Source organism: Galbitalea soli (genome assembly GCF_010686725.1).
Taxonomy (GTDB): Bacteria; Actinomycetota; Actinomycetes; order Actinomycetales; family Microbacteriaceae; genus Galbitalea; species Galbitalea soli.
In genome coordinates, this window is the sequence record NZ_JAAGWZ010000001.1 from 412493 (window position 1) to 432934 (window position 20442).

General features: G+C 70.6%; 18 protein-coding genes. 6 read left to right on the forward strand and 12 right to left on the reverse strand.

Annotated features, from left to right (window positions below):
* Positions 1–20 precede the first annotated feature (20 nt).
* From G3T37_RS01935 to G3T37_RS01945, 3 genes are all read right to left on the reverse strand, one after another.
* Positions 21–938, reverse strand: coding sequence for a J domain-containing protein (locus G3T37_RS01935; RefSeq protein ID WP_163471790.1), 918 nt, complete (start codon positions 936–938; stop codon positions 21–23).
* Positions 939–1036: 98 nt separating this feature from the next.
* Complete coding sequence (locus G3T37_RS01940; RefSeq protein ID WP_163471791.1) at positions 1037–1384, reverse strand: hypothetical protein; 348 nt, start codon at positions 1382–1384, stop codon at positions 1037–1039.
* 16 nt (positions 1385–1400) lie between these two features.
* Positions 1401–1787 (reverse strand): DUF5997 family protein, encoded by a 387-nt coding sequence (locus G3T37_RS01945; protein WP_163471792.1) that lies wholly within the window; start codon positions 1785–1787, stop codon positions 1401–1403.
* Positions 1788–1809: 22 nt separating this feature from the next.
* Between G3T37_RS01945 and G3T37_RS01950 the strand changes: the two genes are divergently transcribed.
* Positions 1810–2508, forward strand: a complete 699-nt coding sequence (locus G3T37_RS01950; protein WP_163471793.1) for a LysR substrate-binding domain-containing protein — start codon at positions 1810–1812, stop codon at positions 2506–2508.
* Positions 2509–2545: 37 nt separating this feature from the next.
* On the opposite strand, the gene G3T37_RS01955 is transcribed toward G3T37_RS01950, so the two are convergent.
* Complete coding sequence (locus G3T37_RS01955) at positions 2546–2920, reverse strand: hypothetical protein (RefSeq protein WP_163471794.1); 375 nt, start codon at positions 2918–2920, stop codon at positions 2546–2548.
* 79 nt (positions 2921–2999) lie between these two features.
* Between G3T37_RS01955 and G3T37_RS01960 the strand changes: the two genes are divergently transcribed.
* From G3T37_RS01960 to G3T37_RS01970, 3 genes are read left to right on the forward strand one after another with little or no spacing between them, the layout of a single operon-like run.
* Positions 3000–3743: a hypothetical protein gene (locus G3T37_RS01960; RefSeq protein WP_179465128.1), complete on the forward strand. Its 744-nt coding sequence runs from the start codon at positions 3000–3002 to the stop codon at positions 3741–3743.
* Complete coding sequence (locus tag G3T37_RS01965; protein WP_163471795.1) at positions 3740–5296, forward strand: DNA polymerase Y family protein; 1557 nt, start codon at positions 3740–3742, stop codon at positions 5294–5296. Before G3T37_RS01960 ends, G3T37_RS01965 begins: the two co-directional genes overlap by 4 nt.
* A 13-nt stretch (positions 5297–5309) precedes the next feature.
* Positions 5310–8726, forward strand: coding sequence for an error-prone DNA polymerase (locus G3T37_RS01970; RefSeq protein ID WP_163471796.1), 3417 nt, complete (start codon positions 5310–5312; stop codon positions 8724–8726).
* Between the two features lie 10 nt (positions 8727–8736).
* Here G3T37_RS01970 and G3T37_RS01975 read toward each other — a convergent pair whose 3' ends face one another.
* The 4 genes from G3T37_RS01975 to G3T37_RS01990 all read right to left on the reverse strand — a co-directional run bounded on the left by G3T37_RS01975 (position 8737) and on the right by G3T37_RS01990 (position 13518).
* On the reverse strand, positions 8737–9981 hold the full coding sequence (locus tag G3T37_RS01975) for an aspartate aminotransferase type Ic (RefSeq protein ID WP_163471797.1): 1245 nt from the start codon (positions 9979–9981) through the stop codon (positions 8737–8739).
* Positions 9982–10015: 34 nt separating this feature from the next.
* Positions 10016–11809 carry a DEAD/DEAH box helicase family protein gene (locus tag G3T37_RS01980; protein ID WP_174247709.1) on the reverse strand — a complete coding sequence of 598 codons (1794 nt, stop codon included), beginning with the start codon at positions 11807–11809 and terminating at the stop codon, positions 10016–10018.
* Positions 11810–11867: 58 nt separating this feature from the next.
* Positions 11868–13142 (reverse strand): DNA polymerase IV, encoded by a 1275-nt coding sequence (locus G3T37_RS01985; protein ID WP_163471799.1) that lies wholly within the window; start codon positions 13140–13142, stop codon positions 11868–11870.
* Between the two features lie 109 nt (positions 13143–13251).
* Positions 13252–13518 carry a GlsB/YeaQ/YmgE family stress response membrane protein gene (locus G3T37_RS01990; RefSeq protein ID WP_163471800.1) on the reverse strand — a complete coding sequence of 89 codons (267 nt, stop codon included), beginning with the start codon at positions 13516–13518 and terminating at the stop codon, positions 13252–13254.
* Positions 13519–13756: 238 nt separating this feature from the next.
* Between G3T37_RS01990 and G3T37_RS01995 the strand changes: the two genes are divergently transcribed.
* A complete protein-coding gene (locus tag G3T37_RS01995; protein ID WP_163471801.1) occupies positions 13757–14521 on the forward strand; it encodes an SGNH/GDSL hydrolase family protein in 765 nt (254 codons plus the stop codon).
* Between the two features lie 33 nt (positions 14522–14554).
* Here G3T37_RS01995 and G3T37_RS02000 read toward each other — a convergent pair whose 3' ends face one another.
* The 3 genes from G3T37_RS02000 to G3T37_RS02010 form a co-directional block, all read right to left on the reverse strand.
* Positions 14555–15652 carry a fatty acid desaturase gene (locus G3T37_RS02000; protein WP_174247716.1) on the reverse strand — a complete coding sequence of 366 codons (1098 nt, stop codon included), beginning with the start codon at positions 15650–15652 and terminating at the stop codon, positions 14555–14557.
* Positions 15653–15748: 96 nt separating this feature from the next.
* On the reverse strand, positions 15749–16975 hold the full coding sequence (locus tag G3T37_RS02005; RefSeq protein WP_163471802.1) for a D-alanyl-D-alanine carboxypeptidase: 1227 nt from the start codon (positions 16973–16975) through the stop codon (positions 15749–15751).
* A gap of 61 nt (positions 16976–17036) precedes the next feature.
* Positions 17037–18560, reverse strand: coding sequence for an outer membrane protein assembly factor BamB family protein (locus G3T37_RS02010; RefSeq protein WP_163471803.1), 1524 nt, complete (start codon positions 18558–18560; stop codon positions 17037–17039).
* Positions 18561–18677: 117 nt separating this feature from the next.
* On the opposite strand from G3T37_RS02010, the gene G3T37_RS02015 reads away from it, so the two are divergent.
* A complete protein-coding gene (locus G3T37_RS02015; protein ID WP_163471804.1) occupies positions 18678–19598 on the forward strand; it encodes an aminoglycoside phosphotransferase family protein in 921 nt (306 codons plus the stop codon).
* Here G3T37_RS02015 and G3T37_RS02020 read toward each other — a convergent pair.
* Complete coding sequence (locus tag G3T37_RS02020; protein WP_163472550.1) at positions 19567–20388, reverse strand: TrmH family RNA methyltransferase; 822 nt, start codon at positions 20386–20388, stop codon at positions 19567–19569. The two genes, G3T37_RS02015 and G3T37_RS02020, sit on opposite strands and share 32 nt — an antisense overlap.
* Positions 20389–20442: the final 54 nt, after the last annotated feature.

Here is a 20442-nt window from a genome sequence, read left to right on the forward strand (position 1 = left end):
GGGCGCCCGCGCCGGGGCGACTAGACGAAGCGGATGCTCGACTGGAGCCGCGTGCGGATCTCGAAGAGCTCGCTGCCGCCGACCGGCGGGGTTCCCGGGAGCCCGTCGCGCATCAGCTCGGGCAGACGCGACCGCTGGACGAGGGCGATAGGGGTGCCGCGCACTCGACCGATGAGGGTGAGGCCGGCATCGGTCGCCTCGTCGGGCACCACGATGATGCCCGCATCGAAGCGCACCCGCGCCTTTCGCGCGATCGACCGCAGCCGCGCGGCGAGGGCGGCGACCGGTCGCTCCGACGCCGCGAGTCCCTCGCTCAGCAGTTCGCCCTTCCGCACGCTCACCGCAGCGCCCCAGTCCTCGGAGAGCAGCGCGAAGAGCCCCGTGGGACCGAGCACCACGTGATCCACCTTCTCCTCGGGGCCGCCGTCGGTCGCCACATCGTGCCAGACCGTGTACGCGATCCCGAGCGTCGACAGCGCGAGGGCGGTCGCCTCCTCGGCGAGGGCATCGGCGAGGATGTGCCGCAATTCGCGCGGCATCGACCGCACCGTCATCGGATCGTAGGGGTTGTCGAGGCTCACACCGCGACCCGCCCACTCCCGCGCCAACTGGAGGAAGCGCTCGCGTCGCCACCCGCCGGGATGACCGTACGCCCGCGCACTCGGCCGGGTATCCGTCCTGGCGCGCGGCGCCCGCGCCTCGAACGTCTCGTGCGCCGCCGGGACGGAGCGCCCGCCGTCATAGCTGCGTCGCGCAGCGGGCGTGCCGATCCGCTCCCAGGCGAGTTGCACGCGCGTGAACTCCCGCGCGTCCCCTCCCGTGTCGGGGTGGGTCTCCCGGGCACGTCGGCGGTACGCGCTGCGCACCTCCGCGTCGCTCGCGGTGGGCGCGATGCCGAGCACCTCGTACGGCGTCGCGGAGAGGGGGCTGTCGGTCATCCGTTCGCTTTCAGGCTGGAGGGGTGCGGCCGCTCGTGCCGAGCTCCGAGAATATCGCGGAGCACTGTGCGGGCGCCGACCGCGACCGGCTCAGGGCCTCAGAACACCGAACCGCCCTGCTGCGCCGCGACGATCACGACGCAGAGCAGTGCGACCCCGGCGATCCCGATCATGAGGGCGGCGAGGGCGGCGAGCATGCCGCGCCCCGGCCGCGCGTTGATGCGGGTGATCACCATCGCGGTGTACAGCGCGACGACGACGCAGCACCCGGCAACGGCGACCCCGGGTGGATCGAGGGCGATCATCGGCACCATGACGCCGATCGCGATCAGCGCCATGAGACCGCCCAGAATCAGCCAGCTGCGCCCGGTCGAGGTGGTCAGCGCGGGCTGGTCGCGCACGCGCGGCGAGGTGCCGATCGGTTCGTCCTTCGGCCTCTTCGCCATGACTGCCCGGCTCCCGTCACTCGGCGGCGCGCTGCGCTGCCTTCTGCTTGATCCGCACCTGCTCCTCGCGCACGGCGGCCTGGGTGGCGCGCTCGCGCACCAGCCACTCGGGCGGTGCCGCGAGCAGCGTCTTGATCTGCGTCGTGGTGAGCGGTTCGCTGACGCCCGCGCGGGCGAGCCCCGAGGTGGAGACCCCGAGCTTGCCGGCGACGACCTGGCGCGGATGCGGACCCTCGGCGCGCAACTGCACGAGCCACTCCGGCGGCGACTCGAGAAGCTCGTTCAGCTGCTCCCGCGTGATCGGCGTCGACTGGAAGGCCTCCGGGGTCTCTGCGAGCAGGACACCCAGCTTCTGTGCCGCGGTGGCGGGCTTGAGGAATTGGGGTGACTTCGCGGTGCTCATCCCGACAGCGTAGCCTGAGGCGGTGACAGATCAGTCGGCCGAGACCGCCCTCCGCGTCGGTTTCGTCCCCGGTGTGACGGTGCGCAAGTGGACGCGCGCGTGGGTCGAGCGGCACCCGCTGCTCCCCCTCGACGTCCGGCCCGTCGATCAGGCGGAGGCGCTCGCCGGGCTGCGCGAGGGGCGTCTCAGCCTCGCCTTCGTGCGGCTGCCGGTGGAACGCGACGGGCTCAGCGTGATCCGCCTCTACGGCGAGGTGCCCGTGCTCGTGTTGCCGCGGGATCACGAGTGGGGTGGGCGGTCATCCCTCACCGCGGACGAGGTGGCCGGCCTGCCCGCGGTCGCCGAGGTGGCGGCCGACGGGCGGGTGAAGGATGCGGTGGAGCTCGTCGCCGCGGGGGTCGGCTCGCTGCGGCTCCCCCACTCGCTCGCGCGACTCCACGCCCGCAAGGACGTCGTGGCCGTGCCGATCTCCGACGGGATCGAGACCGACATCGCGATCGCGTGGTCGGCCGAGGCGACGACGCCGGAGATCGAGGAGTTCGTGGGGATCGTTCGCGGGCGTACCGCGGGGAGCTCGCGCTCGACGCTCGCGGCCCCGGCCGAGGCGTCGACCGCGACACGCGGTTCGGGGGCGGGTGCCGTGCCGAAGCGGGCGCGCCCCTCGACGACTCCGCGTCCCCGCGCCCATCAGCAGCGATCGCGTCGACGCGGCAAGCACTGACCCTCCGCGGGCTCCCGGCCTGCCCCGCGCTCGTCGGCTAGCGATCCCCGTCGCGCCGGGTGGTCTCTACCGTCTGGGCGGTCTGGGCGGTCTGGGCCGTGTGGGCGGTGTGGGCGGTCTGGGCGGCGTGCGCGGCGAAGAGCAGTTCGGGCACGAGCGCGTCGATGGCGGCGCTCCACTCCTGCGGGGTGCGGCGGGATGACCGGCTCGGCGCCGCCTCCGAGAGGAAGTCGATCAGCCTCCGCAGCTCCCCCTCGTCGAGGGTCGGCTCCTCCCGCGGGTCGAGCGCGTCGAGCCAGCGGTCGCGTGCCGTCCGCCACTCGGTCGCGGTGCCCTGCGCGGACTGCGGATGCTCGGCGGCGCGCAGCATGGAGCGCACCCGGGTGGCGAGCGGGGCGGTGATTCTGGCCATGCGTCGAGGGTAGCGGGCGACACGCCGGACGATGTCGGTGGCGATTGACACTATCGAAACTATGTTCGATTATGGCTCTATGGCCCCCGCAGCAGCGACTCTCGTCGAGTCCTCGCCCGCGCGCGCTTCCGTGCGCGAGCTGCAGGCGCGCATCCGGTCGATGCAGGCCGCCACGCTCGACAGCCGTCTCGTTCCGACGCATCCGGCGATCGCCTCCTTGCTGCCCGGGGGTGGGCTCAAGCAGGGCGCCACCTACTCGGTTGCGCCCTCCGCGACCCTGCTCATGACCCTGCTCGCGGCTCCCTCTCAGGCGGGCTCCTGGTGCGCGGTGGTCGGCATGCCCGAGTTCGGGGCCGAGGCGGCGGCCGGTTTCGGCGTCGACCTGGAGCGACTCGTGCTCGTACCCGACCCGGGTGAGCAGTGGTTGGCGGTGACCGCGGCGATGGCCGATGCGATGTCGATCGTCGTCACGCGGCCCCCCAAGCGCACCTCGGACGGCAATCTCGCCCGCCTCTCCGCTCGCCTGCGGCAGCGTGGCTCCACTCTCATCGTGATGGGCTCCTGGCCGCAGAGCGAGGCGATGCTGAGCCTGAGCGACAGCGCGTGGAGCGGCATCGGTGCCGGCCACGGCCACCTGGCCGCCCGGCAGGCGACCGTGACGGTCTCGACCCGGCTGGGCGGCGCACCGCGCAGTGCGCGCGTCTGGCTGCCCGATCCCGAGCTGCGCGTCACGCGGGTGCTCCCCCCGGCGGAGTCGGCCTCTGCGACCCCTGCCGGCTCTGCGGCGTCCGCCGTCGCGACCGACTACCTGAGGGCGGTATGAGCGCCCCGGTGCTGCGCAGCATGGTGCTGTGGGTGCCCGACTGGCCCGTCATCGCGGCGGTGCGCGTCGGCAAAGCGGCGGCGGATGCCCCGCTCGCCCTCATCGACCGGGGCATCGTCTTCGCCTGCTCGGCGGCGGCACGTGCGGAGGGCGTCAAACGCGGGCTCCGCGTGCGGGAGGCGCAGGCCCGCTGCCCCGCCCTCGTCGTCCTGCCCTACGAGCAGCAGCTCGATCACCGCAGCTTCGACGCGGTGATCGAGGCGATCGAGGCGGTCATGCCCGGGGTGCAACACCTCCGCCCCGGGGTGTGCGCCGTGCGCGTGCGCGGCCCGGCCCGCTATTTCGGCGGGGAGAAGGCGGCGGGACTCGCGCTTCTCGCCGTGCTCGACGAGCTCGGCGTCGCGGGCTCGCGGGTCGGCATCGCCGACGGACCCTTCACCGCCGAGCAGGCGGCCCGGAGCGCCACGGCGGCCCGGCGGGTCAGGGTGGTGCCCGAGGGCGCATCGGCGGAGTTCCTCGGTCCCCTGCCGATCTCCCTGATCGAGTCCCCCGCCCTCGTGACCCTTCTGCGTCGACTCGGGATCACCACGCTCGCGGAGTTCGCCGCACTCCCCGCCGATGACGTGCTGGGGCGGTTCGGGGAGGGCGGCGCGCAGCTGCACGCTCTGTCGGGCGGGCTCGACAGCCGGCCGATCATCCCCCGGGTCCCCCCGGATGAGCTCGACGCGCGGGTCGGTTTCGAGCCGCCCCTCGATCGCGTCGATCAGGTGACCTTCGGGGTGCGGTCCATCGCCGACGAGTTCATCCAGGCGCTCGTCGGCCACCGGCTCGTGTGCACGGCGCTCCGGGTGGAGATCGACACCGAGCTGGGCGACTACTCCGAGCGCAGCTGGTTGCACCCGCGGTCGTTCACCGCCTCCGACGTCGTCGACCGGGTGCGCTGGCAGCTGCAGGGCAGTGCCGAGGTGGATGCGGGGCTGCGCTCCGGCGTCACCGCGGTGCGCATCGTGCCGGAGGCCGTCGACGCGATCGGCAACCACGAGGCGGGGCTCTTCGGCCGTGGGCCGGATGAGCGGGTGCATCACGCCCTCTCCCGCGTTCAGAGCATGCTGGGGCACGCCGGCGTGGTCACCGCGGTCGTCAGCGGGGGGCGCACCCTCGCCGACCGTCAGGTCACCGTGCCGTGGGGCGATCGTCCCCTCCTCACCCGGAACCCGCAGCAGCCGTGGCCCGGGCAGCTCCCCCGGCCCGCTCCCGGAACGGTCTTCCCGACCCCGCATCCCGTGCACGTGCTGGCGAGCGACGGCAGTGCGGTCGAGGTGGATTCCCGGGGCACGCTCTCTGCGGCCCCGGCCCGTTTCTCCCCCGCCGCCTCCGGCCGCGGGCTGCGCGAGATCACCGCCTGGGCGGGGCCATGGCCCGTCGCGGAGCGCTGGTGGGACGCAGACACCGCGCGCCGCTCGGACCGCTTCCAGGTGGTGGACGCCTCGGGCGTCGCCTGGCTGCTCGTGCTCGAGGCCGGCCACTGGTCGGCCGAGGCGAGGTACGACTGATGGGGCGGGACTGATGGGGTACAGCAACCCGCCGATCCCCTGGTCGGAGTTCGAGCGCGCCCTCTCCGGTGATCGTCGGCCGGGGCGGGCGCCGGTCGGTGCGGACGGGGGCGACAGCCCGGCGTGGTCGAACAAGCGGATGCCGTACGTGCCGGCGCCGATCATCCCGTCGTCGCCGTCGACGCTCGTGCCCTACGCCGAGCTTCACGCGCACTCGACCTTCAGCTTCCTCGACGGGGCGAGTTCGCCGGAGGCACTGCTGGAGGAGGCGACTCGCCTCGGGCTGACCGGGCTCGCGCTCACCGATCACGACGGCTTGTACGGCATCGTGCGCATGGCGGAGGCCGCCGAGAGCTATGACATCCACACGGTGTTCGGGGCGGAGCTGTCGCTCGGCCTGCGCGCCCCGCAGAACGGGGTGGCCGATCCGGAGGGCAGCCACCTGCTCGTTCTCGCCCGTGGTGAAGAGGGGTATCACCGACTCGCCGCGGCCCTCACCGCGGGGCAGCTCGCGGGCGAGGAGAAGGGTCGCCCGCTCTACGATCAGGGCGCGCTGGCCGACCGCGCGGGCGGCCAGTGGACGATCCTCACCGGATGCCGCAAGGGCCGGGTGCGGCAGGCGCTCGTCGCCGGGGGCACCGCGACGGGGGCGAGGGATGCCGGGCGCGAGCTCGACGCCCTCATCGAGTCCTTCGGCCGCGAGCACGTGCTCGTCGAGCTCTACGACCAGGGCACGCCCCTGGCCAGCAGTCACAACGATGTGTTGGCCGAGCTCGCCACCCGGCGCGGCCTGTCCGTGGTCGCCACCGGCAATGTCCACTACGCCACCCCCGACCAGCACCGGCTGGCGGGTGCCATCGCCGCGGTGCGGGCACGCCGCAGTCTCGATGAGCTGGACGGCTGGCTTCCCCCCTCGGCCGGCGCCCATCTGCGCAGCGGCGAGGAGATGGCGGCGCGGTTCGCCCGCTACCCCGGGGCGGTGGAGCGCACGGTAGAGATCGCCCGCGACCACGCCTTCGAACTGCGCCGGGCACGACCCGGCCTCCCCAAGCAGCGGGTTCCCGAGGGGCACACCCCGATGAGTTGGCTGCGGCACCTCGTCTGGGAGGGCGCCGCCGAACGCTACCCCTCCCTGCGCGACAGGGATCGGGCTCGCATCGAGCGTGAGCTGCAGGTGATCGAGGAGAAGGACTTTCCCGGCTACTTCCTCATCGTGTACGACATCGTGCGTTTCGCCCGCGAGCGGGGAATCCTCTGCCAGGGGCGGGGGTCCGCGGCCAACTCGGCCGTCTGCTACCTGCTCAAGATCACCGCGGTCGACGCGATCTACTACGAGTTGCCCTTCGAGCGGTTCCTCTCCAGCATGCGCGACGAGGAGCCCGACATCGATGTCGACTTCGACTCCGATCGACGGGAGGAGGTGATCCAGTACGTCTACGAGAAGTACGGCCGCCACAACGCGGCCCAGGTCGCCAACGTGATCAGCTATCGGCCCAAGAACGCCGTGCGCGACATGGCGAAGGCGCTCGGTGCGAGCCCGGGTCAGCAGGATGCGTGGTCGAAGCAGGTCGAGCGCTGGGGGGCGCTCATCTCGAGCCAGGATCACGACATCCCGGATGCGGTCGTCGACCTCGCCCACGAGGTGCTGACGTTTCCGCGTCACATGGGAATCCACTCCGGCGGCATGGTGCTCACGGACCGGCCCGTCGGCGAGGTGTGCCCGATCGAGCACGGACGGATGGACGGCCGGACCGTTCTGCAGTGGGACAAAGACGACTGCGCCTGGATGGGGCTCGTCAAGTTCGATCTGCTCGGTCTCGGCATGCTCGCCGCGCTGCAGTACTGCTTCGACCTGGTGCGCGACCACCTCGGCGAGGAGTGGACCCTCGACCGTATCCCGAAGGAGGAGGCGGGGGTCTACGACATGCTCTGCCGGGCCGACTCGGTGGGGGTCTTCCAGGTCGAGTCGCGCGCTCAGATGGGGCTGCTCCCCCGCCTGCAGCCCCGCCGCTTCTACGACCTCGTGGTCGAGATCGCGATGGTGCGCCCCGGGCCGATCCAGGGGGGTGCCGTGCATCCGTTCGTGCGTCGCAAGCTCGGCCAGGAGCCGGTCACCTACCTGCATCCCAAGCTCGAGGAGCCGCTGCGGCGAACGCTCGGCGTGCCCGTCTTCCAGGAGCAGCTCATGCAGGTCGCCATGGCGGTGGGCGGGTGCACGGGCGAGGACGCCGACCTGCTGCGCCGGGCGATGGGATCGAAGCGCGGCATCGAGCGCATCGAATCGCTCAAAACCAAGCTCTACGCGGGCATGAAGGAGAACGGGATCGAGGGCGAGGTGGCCGACGAGATCTACGCGAAGATCCAGGCCTTCGCCAATTTCGGCTTCGCCGAGAGTCACAGCCTCAGCTTCGCGCTCCTCGTCTACGCGAGCGCCTGGATGCGGCTGCACTACCCCGGCGCCTTCCTCGCGGCGCTGCTGAGGGCGCAACCCATGGGGTTCTACTCGCCGCAGACGCTGGTGGCGGATGCCCGGCGGCACGGAGTGCGCGTCCTGCGCCCGGATATCCAGCTCTCCGGCGCCACCGCGGGACTCGAGCCGATCGACCCGGCGGATCCCGTTCGGCCGAGCGGCCGCGACGCCTGCCTCGACCGCACTCAACCGGCCGTACCGCCCTTCGACCGCAGCATCCCCTTCGATTCGGATGACCACCGGCGCGATGCCGGCCTCGCCGTGCGTCTCGGCTTCGACGAAGTGGTCGGGATCGGGTCGGCGCAGGCGGCGGCGATCGTCGCCGAGCGCGAGCGGGGCGGCCTCTATCGCGACATGAACGACCTAGTGCGCCGCACCGGGCTCACGACCGCGCAGCTCGAGCTGCTCGCGGCGTCGGGTGCCTTCGATGCTTTCGGCCTCGGACGGCGGGAGGCCATGTGGAACGCGGGCAACGCGGCACAGGACCGTGCCGAGTTCCTTCCGGGGACGGTCGTGGCGGTGCAGCCGCCGCTCTTCGCGATGCCCTCGGAGCTCGACGAACTCATGAGCGACCTGTGGGCCACCGGCCTGTCGACCGACAACCACCCGGTGCGGCACCTGCGCGAGCAGCTGCGCCTGCGCGGGGTGCTCTCGGCGGAGGAGCTGCGCACCGCCGAACCCGGCCGCCGGGTGGAGGTGGGCGGCATCGTGACCCACCGTCAGCGGCCGGCGACGGCGAGCGGGATCACCTTCGTCAACCTCGAGGACGAGACCGGCTTGGTGAACGTGATCTGCGGGGTTGGGGTGTGGACCCGCTACCGCCGCATCACCCGGGATGCGAGCGCGATGATCATCCGCGGCATCCTCGAACGATCGCCGGAGGGCGTGACCAACCTGGTGGCGGATCGTTTCGAGGTGCTGTCGATGGCGCCGCAGACCCGATCCCGGGACTTCCGCTAGCGAGGCGTGATCACTCGGCGGCGGCAGCCCGCTCCTGCTGAGCGAGCAGCACGCAGGTGCACAGGCCGTCGATGCCCGCCCGCAGCTCGTCGAGCGAGGGGAAGCTCGGCGCGAGGCGGATCGTCGAATCGCGCGGGTCGTCACCGTAGGGGAACGGCGCACCCGCGGCGGTCACGAGGATCCCGGCCTCCTTCGCCAGCGCGATGGCGCGCGTCGCGACACCGTCGCCCGCATCGAGGCTGATGAAGTAGCCGCCGCGCGGCCGCGTCCACGACGCGACACCGCGCAGACGCTCCTCGAGGATCTGCAGTACTGCCTCGAACTGCGGCTCGAGCAGTGCGCGATGCTTGGCCATATGGGCGACCACCCCCGCCGCGTCGCCGAAGAAGCGCACGTGCCGCAGCTGGTTGAGCTTGTCGGGGCCGATCGTGCGAGCCGACCAGTGCTTCCGGATCCAGGCGATGTTCGCGGGGCTGCCGCCGACGAACCCCACCCCGCCGCCGGCGAAGGTGACCTTCGAGGTGGAGGCGAAGACGATGGGACGGTCGGGATGACCCGCGGCGGCCGCGAGGCCGAGCACGTCGATGACCGGGTCCGGGTCGTCGGTCAGGTGGTGCACGGCGTAGGCGTTGTCCCACATGATCCGGAAGTCGTCGGCCGCGGTGGGCATCGCGACGAGGGCCTCGACCTCCTCCACGGTGAGCGAGTAGCCGGTCGGGTTGGAGTACATCGGAACGGTCCACATGCCGCGGATGCTCGGGTCGTTCGCGACGAGCGAGCGGATGGTGTCGAGATCGAGCCCGGTGTCGGTGAACGGCACCGCGATCATCCGGATTCCCAGCGCCTCGCAGATCGCGAAGTGGCGGTCGTAGCCCGGGACAGGGCACAGGAAGCTCACCCCCTCGACATTGCGCCAGGGGCCGTCACCGTGCGGCACGCCCGTGAGCAGCGCGGCGACGAGCACCTCGTGCATGAGCGGGAGGCTCGTGGTGTCGAGGGCGAGCAGTTGATCGGTGGGAATGCCGAGGAGTTCACCCATGATCGCGCGGAGTTCGGGAAGGCCGTCGGGGCCACCATAGTTGCGCAGGTCGGTGCCCGCCGCGTCGCGGTAGTCGCCGTCACCCGGCAGGCCGAGCATGGCGTTCGAGAGGTCGAGCTGCGACGGCGATGGCTTGCCGCGGGTCAGGTCGAGGGAGAGCCCACGAGCGACGAGTTCGGCGTAGGCGGTGGTGAGGTCGGTGGAGATGTGGGTCACGTCTCAACGGTAGCGCGACTCGGCCCCGCGGGGTTCACTCCCCCTGGCGCAGGAGCTTTCGCAGGTAGTCGATCCGCGATTGCAACTGGGTGACCGTGGCCTGCGCGACGGCGGGGCCGCCGCAGATCCGGCGGAGCTCGGAATGCACGAGGCCGTGCGGTTCGCCCGAGAGCTTCGCGCGCATCCCGACCAGGCTGTTCAGCAGGGAGCGCTGCTCCTTGAGCGTGCGATACATCGGGGCGTTCTCGGGATGCTCGGCGCCGGTCGGGCGGGCGGCGCCCCGCCGCGACTGCCGAGCCTGCCGCTGCGCGAGGAGTTCGCGCACCTGATCGGGTTCGAGGATTCCCGGGAGCCCCAGGAAGTCGAGTTCCTCATCGCTGCCGACGGCGGCGGCGAATCCGAACTCCGCGCCCTCGTAGAGCACGCGATCGAAGTTCGCGTCGGATTCCAGCGCCTGCCAGGTGAACTCGTCCTGCAGGGCCTCGGACGCCTTCTCGGCGCGGTTCGCCTCGTCGAGAAGGTCGTCGTCGAGGCTCGCGTCCGCCTCCTCCGAGGTCTCACGATCGAGGGCGTGATCGCGTTCGAGCTCCATGGCGGAGGCGAGTGCTGTGAGGGCGGGCACGCTGGGAACGAAGATGGATGCGGTCTCACCGCGCCGGCGCGCCCGCACGAAGCGGCCGATCGCCTGCGCGAAGAACAGGGGCGTCGACGCGGAGGTCGCGTACACGCCCACCGCGAGCCGGGGAACATCCACGCCCTCGGAGACCATCCGCACCGCGACCATCCAGCGCGATTCGCCGCGGGAGAAGGTCTCGATGCGGTCGCTCGCCTCCTTCTCGTCGGAGAGCACGATGGTCGGCAGCTCGCCCGTGACCTCGTGCAGGATCTTCGCGTAGGCGCGCGCCGCGTAGTGGTCGGTCGCGATGACGAGCCCACCCGCATCCGGAATGGAGTGACGCACCTCGCTGAGCCGTCGGTCGGCCGCGCGCAGTACCGCGGGGATCCACTCCCCCTCTGGTGACAGTGCGGTTCGCCAGGCCTGAGCGGTCACATCCTTGGTGTCGTCTTCGCCCAGTCGGGCCTCGAACTCCTCGCCCATCTTGGTGCGCCAACGCATCTTGCCCGCGTAGGCCAGGAACAGCACGGGCCGCACGACGCCATCGGCGAGGGCGCGGCCGTAGCCGTAGTTGTAGTCGGTCTGCGAGAGACGGATGCCGCGCTCGTCGCGCACGTAGCTCACGAAGGGGATCGGCGCGGTGTCGGAGCGGAACGGCGTGCCGGTCAGCGAGAGCCGGCGGGTGGCCGGCTCGAAGGCCTCGCGGATCGCGTCGCCCCAGCTGAGGGCATCGCCACCGTGGTGCACCTCGTCGAGGATGACGAGGGTGCGTGCCGACTCGGTGAGTTGCCGGTGCAACTCCGCGCGCACCGCGACCTGCGCGTAGGTGACGACGACTCCGTGGAACCGCCGCCCGCCGAAGCCGTGGCTGTTCTTGAACTCGGGGTTGAGCCGGATGCCCGCCCGGTGCGCCGCGTCGGCCCACTGGCGCTTGAGGTGCTCGGTCGGCGCGACCACCGTGATGCGATCGACGGTGCGGCGCGCGAGGAGCTCGGCGGCGAGGCGAAGGGCGAAGGTCGTCTTGCCCGCGCCCGGGGTGGCGGCGGCGAGGAAGTCCCGCGGTTCGCGCTCGAAGTACAGATCGAGGGCTTCGGCCTGCCAGGCACGCAGCTTGCTCGCGGTGCCGCGCGCCGCGCGCTCGGGGTACGAGGGTGAGAGGTGCTCCGCCGCGAAGGTGCCCACTGTCGGGCCGGGAAGGAACGGGGTGCTCACTTGATGGAACTTTACCCGGTGGTGCCGACACTCGTCCCGGATGCCGCGCCCCCGGCGGTCACCGCCCGGCCCCCGACTCGGCGACGCCCGACTCGGCGACGCCAGGCCGCGGGTCTCGCACCGGCGGGCGCACGAGTGCGGCGGGGCGCACGAGGCCGCGGCCGAACCGGCGGGCGACCGCGTCGACCGCCTGCTCCGCGTCGCGCCAGTCCTCGTCGTCATCCCACAGTCCCGGTCCGCCCGAGCCTCCCGGCGACAACTGCTCCATGCGCACCCCCACGAGCCGGATGCGCTCGCTCCCGGTGGCGACGGCGGTGAAGAGCGCGGACACCTCGTCGTAGATCCTCCGAGCGACGTCGGTCGGCTCGGCGAGGGTCTTCGATCGGGTGATCGTGGTGAAGTCGCCGTAGCGGAGCTTGAGTACGACCGTGCGCCCCTGAAGCCCGGCCCGTCGCAACCGCACAGCGACCTGGTCGCTCATGCCCAGCAGTTCGCGTCGGATGACCACCGCATCCGTCACATCGTGCGGGAACGTCGTCTCGTGCCCGACGCTCTTCTCCTCGCTCCGGGTGGTGACGCGGCGCGGATCCCGCGCCCATGACAGCTCGTGCAGCTTGCGGCCGAGCCCGTCGCCGAGCGCTCGCGAGAGCGTGGACTCCGGAGTGTGGGCGACGTCGCCGACCGTGCGCATGCCGAGTCGGATGAGCCGTTCCTCCGTCTTCGCGCCGACGCCCCAGAGGGCGGAGATCGGGAGGGGATGCAGGAAGGCCAGCGTGTCGGCCAAGGGAATGAGGAGCAGGCCATCGGGCTTGGCCCGACCGGAGGCGAGCTTGGCGATGAACTTGGTGGCCGCGATCCCCACCGAGCACCGCAGACCCGTCTCCGCGTGCACCCGGCGCCGCAGTTCGGTGCCGATCTCCCACGGGGTGCCGAGCAGTTTGCGGGCGCCTCCCACCTCGAGGAATGCCTCGTCGATGCTGAGGGGCTCCACGAGCGGGGTGAGCTCGTGGAAGATCGTCATGACGCGCTGCGAGAAGTGCCGATAGCGGTCGAAGTGCGGTGGCAGGACGATCGCGTTCGGGCAGCGCCGCAGGGCCACCGACATGGGCATCGCAGAGTTGACGCCGAATTTGCGCGCCTCGTAGGTGGCCGCGGTGACGACCCCGCGGCCGGCTGTTCCGCCGACGATGACCGGGAGGCCGCGAAGATCCGGTCGCTCCAGAAGCTCGACCGAGGCGAAGAAGGCGTCCATGTCGACGTGCAGGATGGTCGCCGACGGGTCGTCGAGCGCCGAGTTCGTGACTTGTCGACCCGACCCGTCCTGCTTGCTCACCGCTCCAGTCTGACAGCAGCCACCGACTCCGGCGGGGCGACGACGGCCGCAGCACGCAGAGGGGCGCCGCACCGTGTGGTGCGACGCCCCTCTGGCAGCGGTCGTGCGTCTATGCGCGACGGCTGCCCCGGGTGACGAGACCGAAGATCAGCAGCACGATGATCGCGCCACCGATCGCCAGCAGCCAGGTGCGCAGGTCGAAGAATCCGCCGAGACCCACGTGGAAGAGGGCCCCTCCGATGAATCCACCGAGAAGCGCGCCGACGACGCCGAGGATGAGGGTGAGGATCCACCCGCCGCCCTGGCGGCCCGGAAGGATCGCCTTTGCGATTGCTCCCGCGATGAGTCCGAGAATGATCCAGCCGATGATGCCCATGTGTGACCTCCCAGTCGGTCAGGGTGTGCGCACCGAATTTCGGCGCCACGTCTCACACAGTGACACACGGCGGCCGGGGCCGGGGGAAACGGCCGGGGGGTTGACGCGGGCGCCCTGTCGGCGCTATCCCGCGCCCGACGGGCACCGCCCGGGCCCCTGCCCGTCGCCGCTCCACCCGCCGATCGGTGCGGCCGTTCGCGCCTGCAGTCGCCTCGCCCACGGTGGCAGACTGGAGGTTATGCCCCAGCATCCATGGTCTCGTTACGTCGCCGTGGGCGACTCCTTCACGGAGGGGATCGGCGACCCCGAGCCCCGCAGCCCGGGCGGATTCCGCGGCTGGGCCGACCGTGTCGCCGAGGTGTTGAGCACGAGCGTTCCCGACTTCGCCTACGCCAACCTCGCCATCCGCGGTCGACTGATCCAGCAGATCATCGACGAGCAGCTACAGCCCGCTCTCGCCCTGAAACCAGACTTGATCAGCATTTCTGCGGGGGGCAACAACATCATTCGACCGGGCTCGGACCCTGACCACGTCGCATCGCTCCTCGACGGCGCCGTGGGGCGCCTTCGCGCGGACGGCGCGACGGTCGTCGTGTTCACCGGGCCGGACATCGGCGCCACCCCCGTCATCGGGCGCACCCGCGGAAAGGTCGCGATCTTCAACGAGAACGTGCGCGCGCTCGCGCACCGCCACGACGCGATCGTCGCCGACATGTGGGGGCTCACCGAGTTGCGCGATCCCCGGATGTGGGCGCCGGACCGCCTGCATTTCTCACCGATCGGCCACACCACGGTCGCGCGGATGGTGCTCGAGGCGCTGGCCGTGGAGAACGAGCTCAAGCCCTTCCGGCCCGAACCGCTGCCCCGGTCATCCTGGCGTCAGGCACGGGCGGATGACCTCGGCTGGGCGCGGGAACACCTCGTGCCCTGGGTGATCCGGCGCATTCGTCACCAGTCGTCGGGAGACGCGATCACGGCGAAACGCCCCGACTATTTCATCTAGTCGGGGCGTTCTCGGTCGAGCGTCGGCGCGGTGTCAGCGTCCGAACGCGGCCGCCGCCGGGCAGTCGAAGGGATCGCGCGCGGCGAGCCCCACCCGGTTGAGGTACCGCACGACGATGCCGTACGACTCGAACAGGTTGGCCTGCGTGTAGACGATGTTGCGGCTCTCGCAGTACTCGCGCACGATCTCGCCGGCGCGCTTGAGGTGCGGGCGGGGCATGGACGGGAACAGGTGGTGCTCGATCTGGTAGTTGAGGCCGCCCATGTAGACGTTCATGCCGAATCCGCCGCGGATGTTACGGCTGGTGAGCACCTGCCGGCGGAGGAAGTCGACCTTCATGCCACCGGGGATCTGCGGCATTCCCTTGTGGTTCGGCGCGAAGGATGACCCCATGTAGACGCCGAACACCGCGAGCTGAAAACCGAGGAAGGCGAAGGCCATGCCCAGCGGGAGAACGCTGAAGACCACCGCGACATAGCCGACGTTGCGGACGGCGAGCAGCACGATCTCGAGCGCCCGCTTGTCGACCTTGCCGCGGCTGAAGACGGTCTTGAAGGCATGCAGGTGCAGATTGAGGCCTTCGAAGATGAGAACGGGGAAGAACAGCCAGCCCTGGCGGCGCGCGAGCACGCGGCCGAGGCCGCGCAGGCCACGGGCGCTCTCCTCCTGGAAGACGATGAAGTCGGGTTCGATGTCGGGGTCCTTGCCGACGGTGTTGGGGCTGGCGTGGTGCTTGGAGTGCTTCGACATCCACCACGAGTAGCTGATGCCGACGAAGAGGTCGGCGAGGATGCGCCCGGTGCTGTCGTTCGCACGGCCCGACTCCCAGATCTGTCGGTGGGAGGCCTCGTGCGCGAGGAAGGCGTACTGCGTGAACAGGAGGCCGAGCACGGCGGCGATGATCAACTCGTACCAGGTGCCCTTGAGCAGTGCGAAACCGACCCAGGCTCCCGCCATCGTGGCCGTGATGGCGGCGAAGGTGAGGGCATAGAAGAGTCGACGTCGACGCAGGAGTCCGGCATCCTTGATCGTGCTCAGGAGCGCCGCGAACTCGGACGTCGGGTTGGCCAGTCCGCGTGGTCCCGTACGGACGATGCGAATGGCGGGTGCGGCTGAAGCCGGACTGGTCACGTTACCCCTGGTGCTCGGGTTGACTTCCCAGTCCGAAGGTCTGAGCGGATGCTCGTGGATAGGCCAAGCTTAGGTCGCCAGCCTGTGATTACCCCGCTAGAACAGCTCTCCAGGATGTGAGAGTCGCCATCCGGGCCCCGGATCCTCGATCGCGCGATCCAGCACGAGCGTGACGAGGATCCGCTTCCCCTTCACCACGTAGCTCGCCGCACCCACCTTGGAGCCCTTGGCCGCGACCGACACGGGATTGAGATGGACGCTGCTGCTGACCGGTGTGTCCGACCAGACAACGACCGAGGTGGTGCGGGGGGCGACCGCATAGGCCGTTGCGCCCCAGACCGTACGGAAGCTGCCGAACCGCTGACCCGCGGCGGCGAGCACGACGGTGTGGAACCCGGCACGAACGGAGCTGATCAGCTTCTTCACCTGGGCGTCGATCGTGGGATGGTCGGGCCCGTCGAGGATGACCCCGACGAGCGTCACGACCTCGGAGCCCACCTGCAGCCGCGCGGAGAACAGCAGACTGGCTCCCGCGCTCAGGAGCGTGCCGGTCTTGATCCCATTGATGCCGCTCACACCGAGCAGTCCGTTGGTGTTGTGCATCGTGCCGATTCCCGCGACGGTGGCGCGTTTGCTGGCGACGATCGGGGTGAGGGCGGGGTTCGCGACGACCAGTTTGCCGATCGCGACCAGATCGTCGGGCGTGCTCGCGTTACCGGGGTCGAGGCCGCACGGATCGAGCATCGTGGTGTGGGTCATCCCGTGCGCCTTCAGCCACTTGTTCGCCGCCGTGAGAAACGCCTGCTCCGAGCCGAATGCCCAGTTCGCCAGCGACCAGGCGTAGTTGTTGGCCGAATCGATGAGCATGACCTGGATGACCTGCTTCTCGGTCATCGTCTCCCCCACGCTCACCGGGTCGACCTTGCCGTTCATCGCGAGATACTGCGCGGCGATCGCGACATCGGCGGCGCCGAAGGTGATGCGCGGTCCGTTGCTCGTGGCGGTGAGCGGCTTCTTGGAGAGCACGACGAGCGTCGTGATGACCTTCGAGATGGAGGCCATCGGCTGGGCGACCTTGGATCCGCTCCGCGCGAAGAGACCGGGATAGCCCACGGCGCCGATCCCGCTCGCCCCGTAGCCGGGCAGATCGAGAACGGCCGGTGCCGACGTCAGCTGCTGCTCCGAGACCGGTACCGCGTCGACCGAGGTGAGCGGCGCGAGAAGGGTCAGCGGCAGATAGAAGGCGAGCGCGAGGACGACGGCCATTCCCCCGAAGACCGTGATCCGGCGTCGGCGATAGATCTGCTTCCGGGTCAGTGGCACCCGGCAAGGATAGCCACACTCGCGTGCCTAGGCCATTTCAGGCCGCACATCCGTCAGAAACTCAGTACTGGCGGGCCACCGTGGCAATGTCTCCCGTGAGCTGAGCATCGTGATGGAACATGGGCCACTGCCCCGCGCCGAGATCGATGCCCGGGGCCGGGTCACGCAGGGCGGGGTCCTTGAGAACGAAGTGCTCGACCCATCCCTGCATCAGTCCATTAGGGCCCGTCGACTTCGATCCGGCGATCGTGACGCCGATGACCTTGTGGCCGTTGGTGGTCCGATCGAGGGTCACCGTTGCAGCGTTGCGCATCCTCAGATCGCCGATCCGCTGCACGACCTCTCCCGTGCTGCCCTTGAGGATGTAGGCGCCATGGAGGGTGGGCGCGATGATGTAGGTTTCGCTCCCCGCGCGGAACGTCGTCACAGACGACTCATTCTCCTCGCCCAGCGCGGTCGACCAGATGCGGTGACCAGTCGCGCCGTCCAGGGCGTACACGGTTCCGCGGGCGCTCATCATGACCACGTTGAGGTGGTCGCCATTCGTGCCCGGTCCGATGCCCATCGCGAGTGCGGGGCTTCCGCCCGTGTTTCCGTCCAGGCTCGCCGCCCACTGCTTGCGGCAGGAGGTGTCGATCGCGATGACCTTGTAGCGGTCGGATGCCGTCTTGTAGAAGTGGCCCGTGCCGACCACGATTCCGGTGCGCCCGGAGGCGAGGAAGCCGCCGACCGCCGGAGAGGACTGCACGACCTCGGTCGTGTTGTACTGGCAGACCAGGCCCTGGTTCTTGTAGCGCTTGCCGGCGTTACCCGTCGAACTCAGGATGCGGATGTGTCCGCCGTTCGTGTAGTGGTAGATGCCCGCGATGCCCTGGGTGGAGTCGCCGCCCTCGATGATCTCGTCACGCGAATCACCCGCGACATTCGACACCGCGGGAGTGGAGAAGTTGGTGTCGGCCTGCAGCCAGGGGAAGCCGAGCAGCGGGCGTCCGTTGGTGCCCCGGAGCGCATACTGCATCTGGCCCATCGCGCCACCGACGACGTCGACACTGTGCTGAATCGAGCCGACCGCGAGCGACGACATCACGCCGCGGTGACCGCCGCGGTTCCCCGGGAGGAGGTAGGGGCTGAGCGCCCACGCCTTCGTGCCGTTCGCGTGCAGGGCCGCGTAGGCCCCGAGGGTCGGATGCGGCGACTCCCCGGTGCCGACGAAGACCATCGCGGTCGCGCCGTGGCCGATCGAGGACGGCGTCGACATGACAGCCGCCCCGAATCGGTACGGCCACCCCGCAACTGCCGAGCCGTCGTCCGCGTGGAGCGCCCAGATGTAGCCCTTCTCGTCGCCGACCACGATGGAGGGCCGCGATCCGTTGCCGTCGAGATACGCCACGCCGGGCGAGCCGTACCAGAACGGCAGCCCGTTGTCTGCGTAATGACGCGTCCACGAGAGGGCCAGGATGTCCGTGCTCTTCACCGGATCCATCACCATCGCCGACGCCGAGGTCGCGGTGACCGCTGGAACGAGTGCGATCGCGGCGATCACGCCGGCCGCAAGAATGGTGCGCGTGCGTCGAAGCATCGACATGATATTTCCCCCGAAATAGCCCGCGCTCCCCCGCGCAGGATGCCCCAATCTTACAAGACGGTGTCAAGGGGTCGGCGGTGTCGCGTTCCACACCCGCTTGTTGCCTAGGGTGGGGGTGTGCAATGGGTGCCCTTCGAGTCGAGCGTGGCCGAGGCGGCGGGGACGGTCGACCACTGGGCGAGCGCGGCCCCCGAGATCGTGGTCACGATGGTGCACCGCTGGCGCCTCACCGCCGGAGCGGCCTACATCGGCGGTGCCTCCGCCGCCGCGCTCGCGGTCACGCGCGAGGACGGCAGTCCCGCCGTGCTCAAAGTCGGCTACCCGCACCGCGAGGCGCGCTTCGAGGCGGTCGGGCTCGAGGCGATGGCGCCGATCGCACCGCGCGTGCTCGATCAGGACCCGTGGACGTGGTCGCTCCTGCTGGAGCGGGTCGTTCCCGGCACACCGCTCAGCCGCAGCTCCGACATCGACGGCGGGCTCGAACGAGCGGGTGCGCTGCATGCCCGCGTGGTCGCGTGCGCACCGCCGCCGGGCATCCCCACGCTCGCCGGGGCGATGGACGAGTACGTGCGCGCCGCTCGTGGCCGGTGGGCCGGGCAGGTCGCGGCGCTGCGAGCCCTGGGCGTGGAGAATTCCGTCGAGGCGGCCATCGACGAGCTGACTCTGCTCGAGCGGGAGCCGGCCCCCGCGGCTCTGTTGCACGGCGACTTCAACCCCGGCAACCTGCTGGAGCACGCCGAGAGCGGCGGCCTCCTCGCCATCGACCCCAAGCCCCTGCTCGGCGACCCCGCGTACGATCTCTGGCCGCTGATCGCGCAGCTCGGGCATCCCTTCGAGTCGCACGACCCGGTTGCGACGATCCGCGCCCATCTGGAGCGCGCCTGTCGCGCGGCGGGGTGCGCGCCCGAGCGTGTGGCCCGCTGGAGCCGGGCCCGCACCGGGCTCAATGTCTCCTGGTACCTGGCCCAGGGCGACCCCGCGCAAGCGCGTCAGGCCGCGTTCGAGCTCAGCGTCTGGAACCGGCTGCTGGGCGCGTGAGCGCGTAGAGGGCGACGGCGCTCGCCGAGGCGACGTTCAGGGAGTCCACCCCGTGCAGCATCGGGATGGTCACGATCGAGTCGGCGATCCCGAGCGCGGAGCGACTGAGCCCATCGCCCTCGGTACCGAGGATGAGGGCGACACGCTCGGGCGCCGCCGCGGCGAAGTCGTCGAGGGCGACCGCTGCGTCGTCGAGGGCGAGCGCGGCGAGGTGGAACCCGAGCTCGTGCAGCTCGCGGGCCGCGTCCGGCCACTCGGGGAGCCGTGTCCACGGCACCTGCAGCACGGTGCCCATGCTGACCCGCACGCTGCGCCGATATAAGGGGTCCGCACAGCGCGGCGAGATGAGGACCGCGTCGGCGCCCAGCCCCGCGACCGAGCGGAAGATGGCGCCCACGTTCGTGTGGTCGACGATGTCTTCGAGGATGATCACGCGCCGGGCATCCCGCACCGTGTCGGCCACACTCGCCAGAGGTGGCCGGTGCATCGAGGCGAGTGCTCCACGGTGCATGTGGAATCCGGTCAGGTGCTCGAGGAGCGCCGCCTCGCCCACGTAGACGGGCAGATCGACGCCGTCGAGCACCGGCGCGAGCTCGGGAAGCCACTTCTCGAGAGTGAGGACCGAGCGCGGGCGATGCCCCGCGGCGATCGCCCGCGAGATCACTTTCGTGGATTCGGCGATGTAGAGACCGCCCGCGGGCTCTGAGACCCGGCGCAGCACGACGTCGGTGAGGCTCAGATAGTCGCGGAGGGCGGCATCTTCGGGATCGTCGACTCTCACGATGTGCACGTGGTACCCCTTACGGGAATCCTGCTCGCGCCCGATGCTGCCAGCATCCGGAAA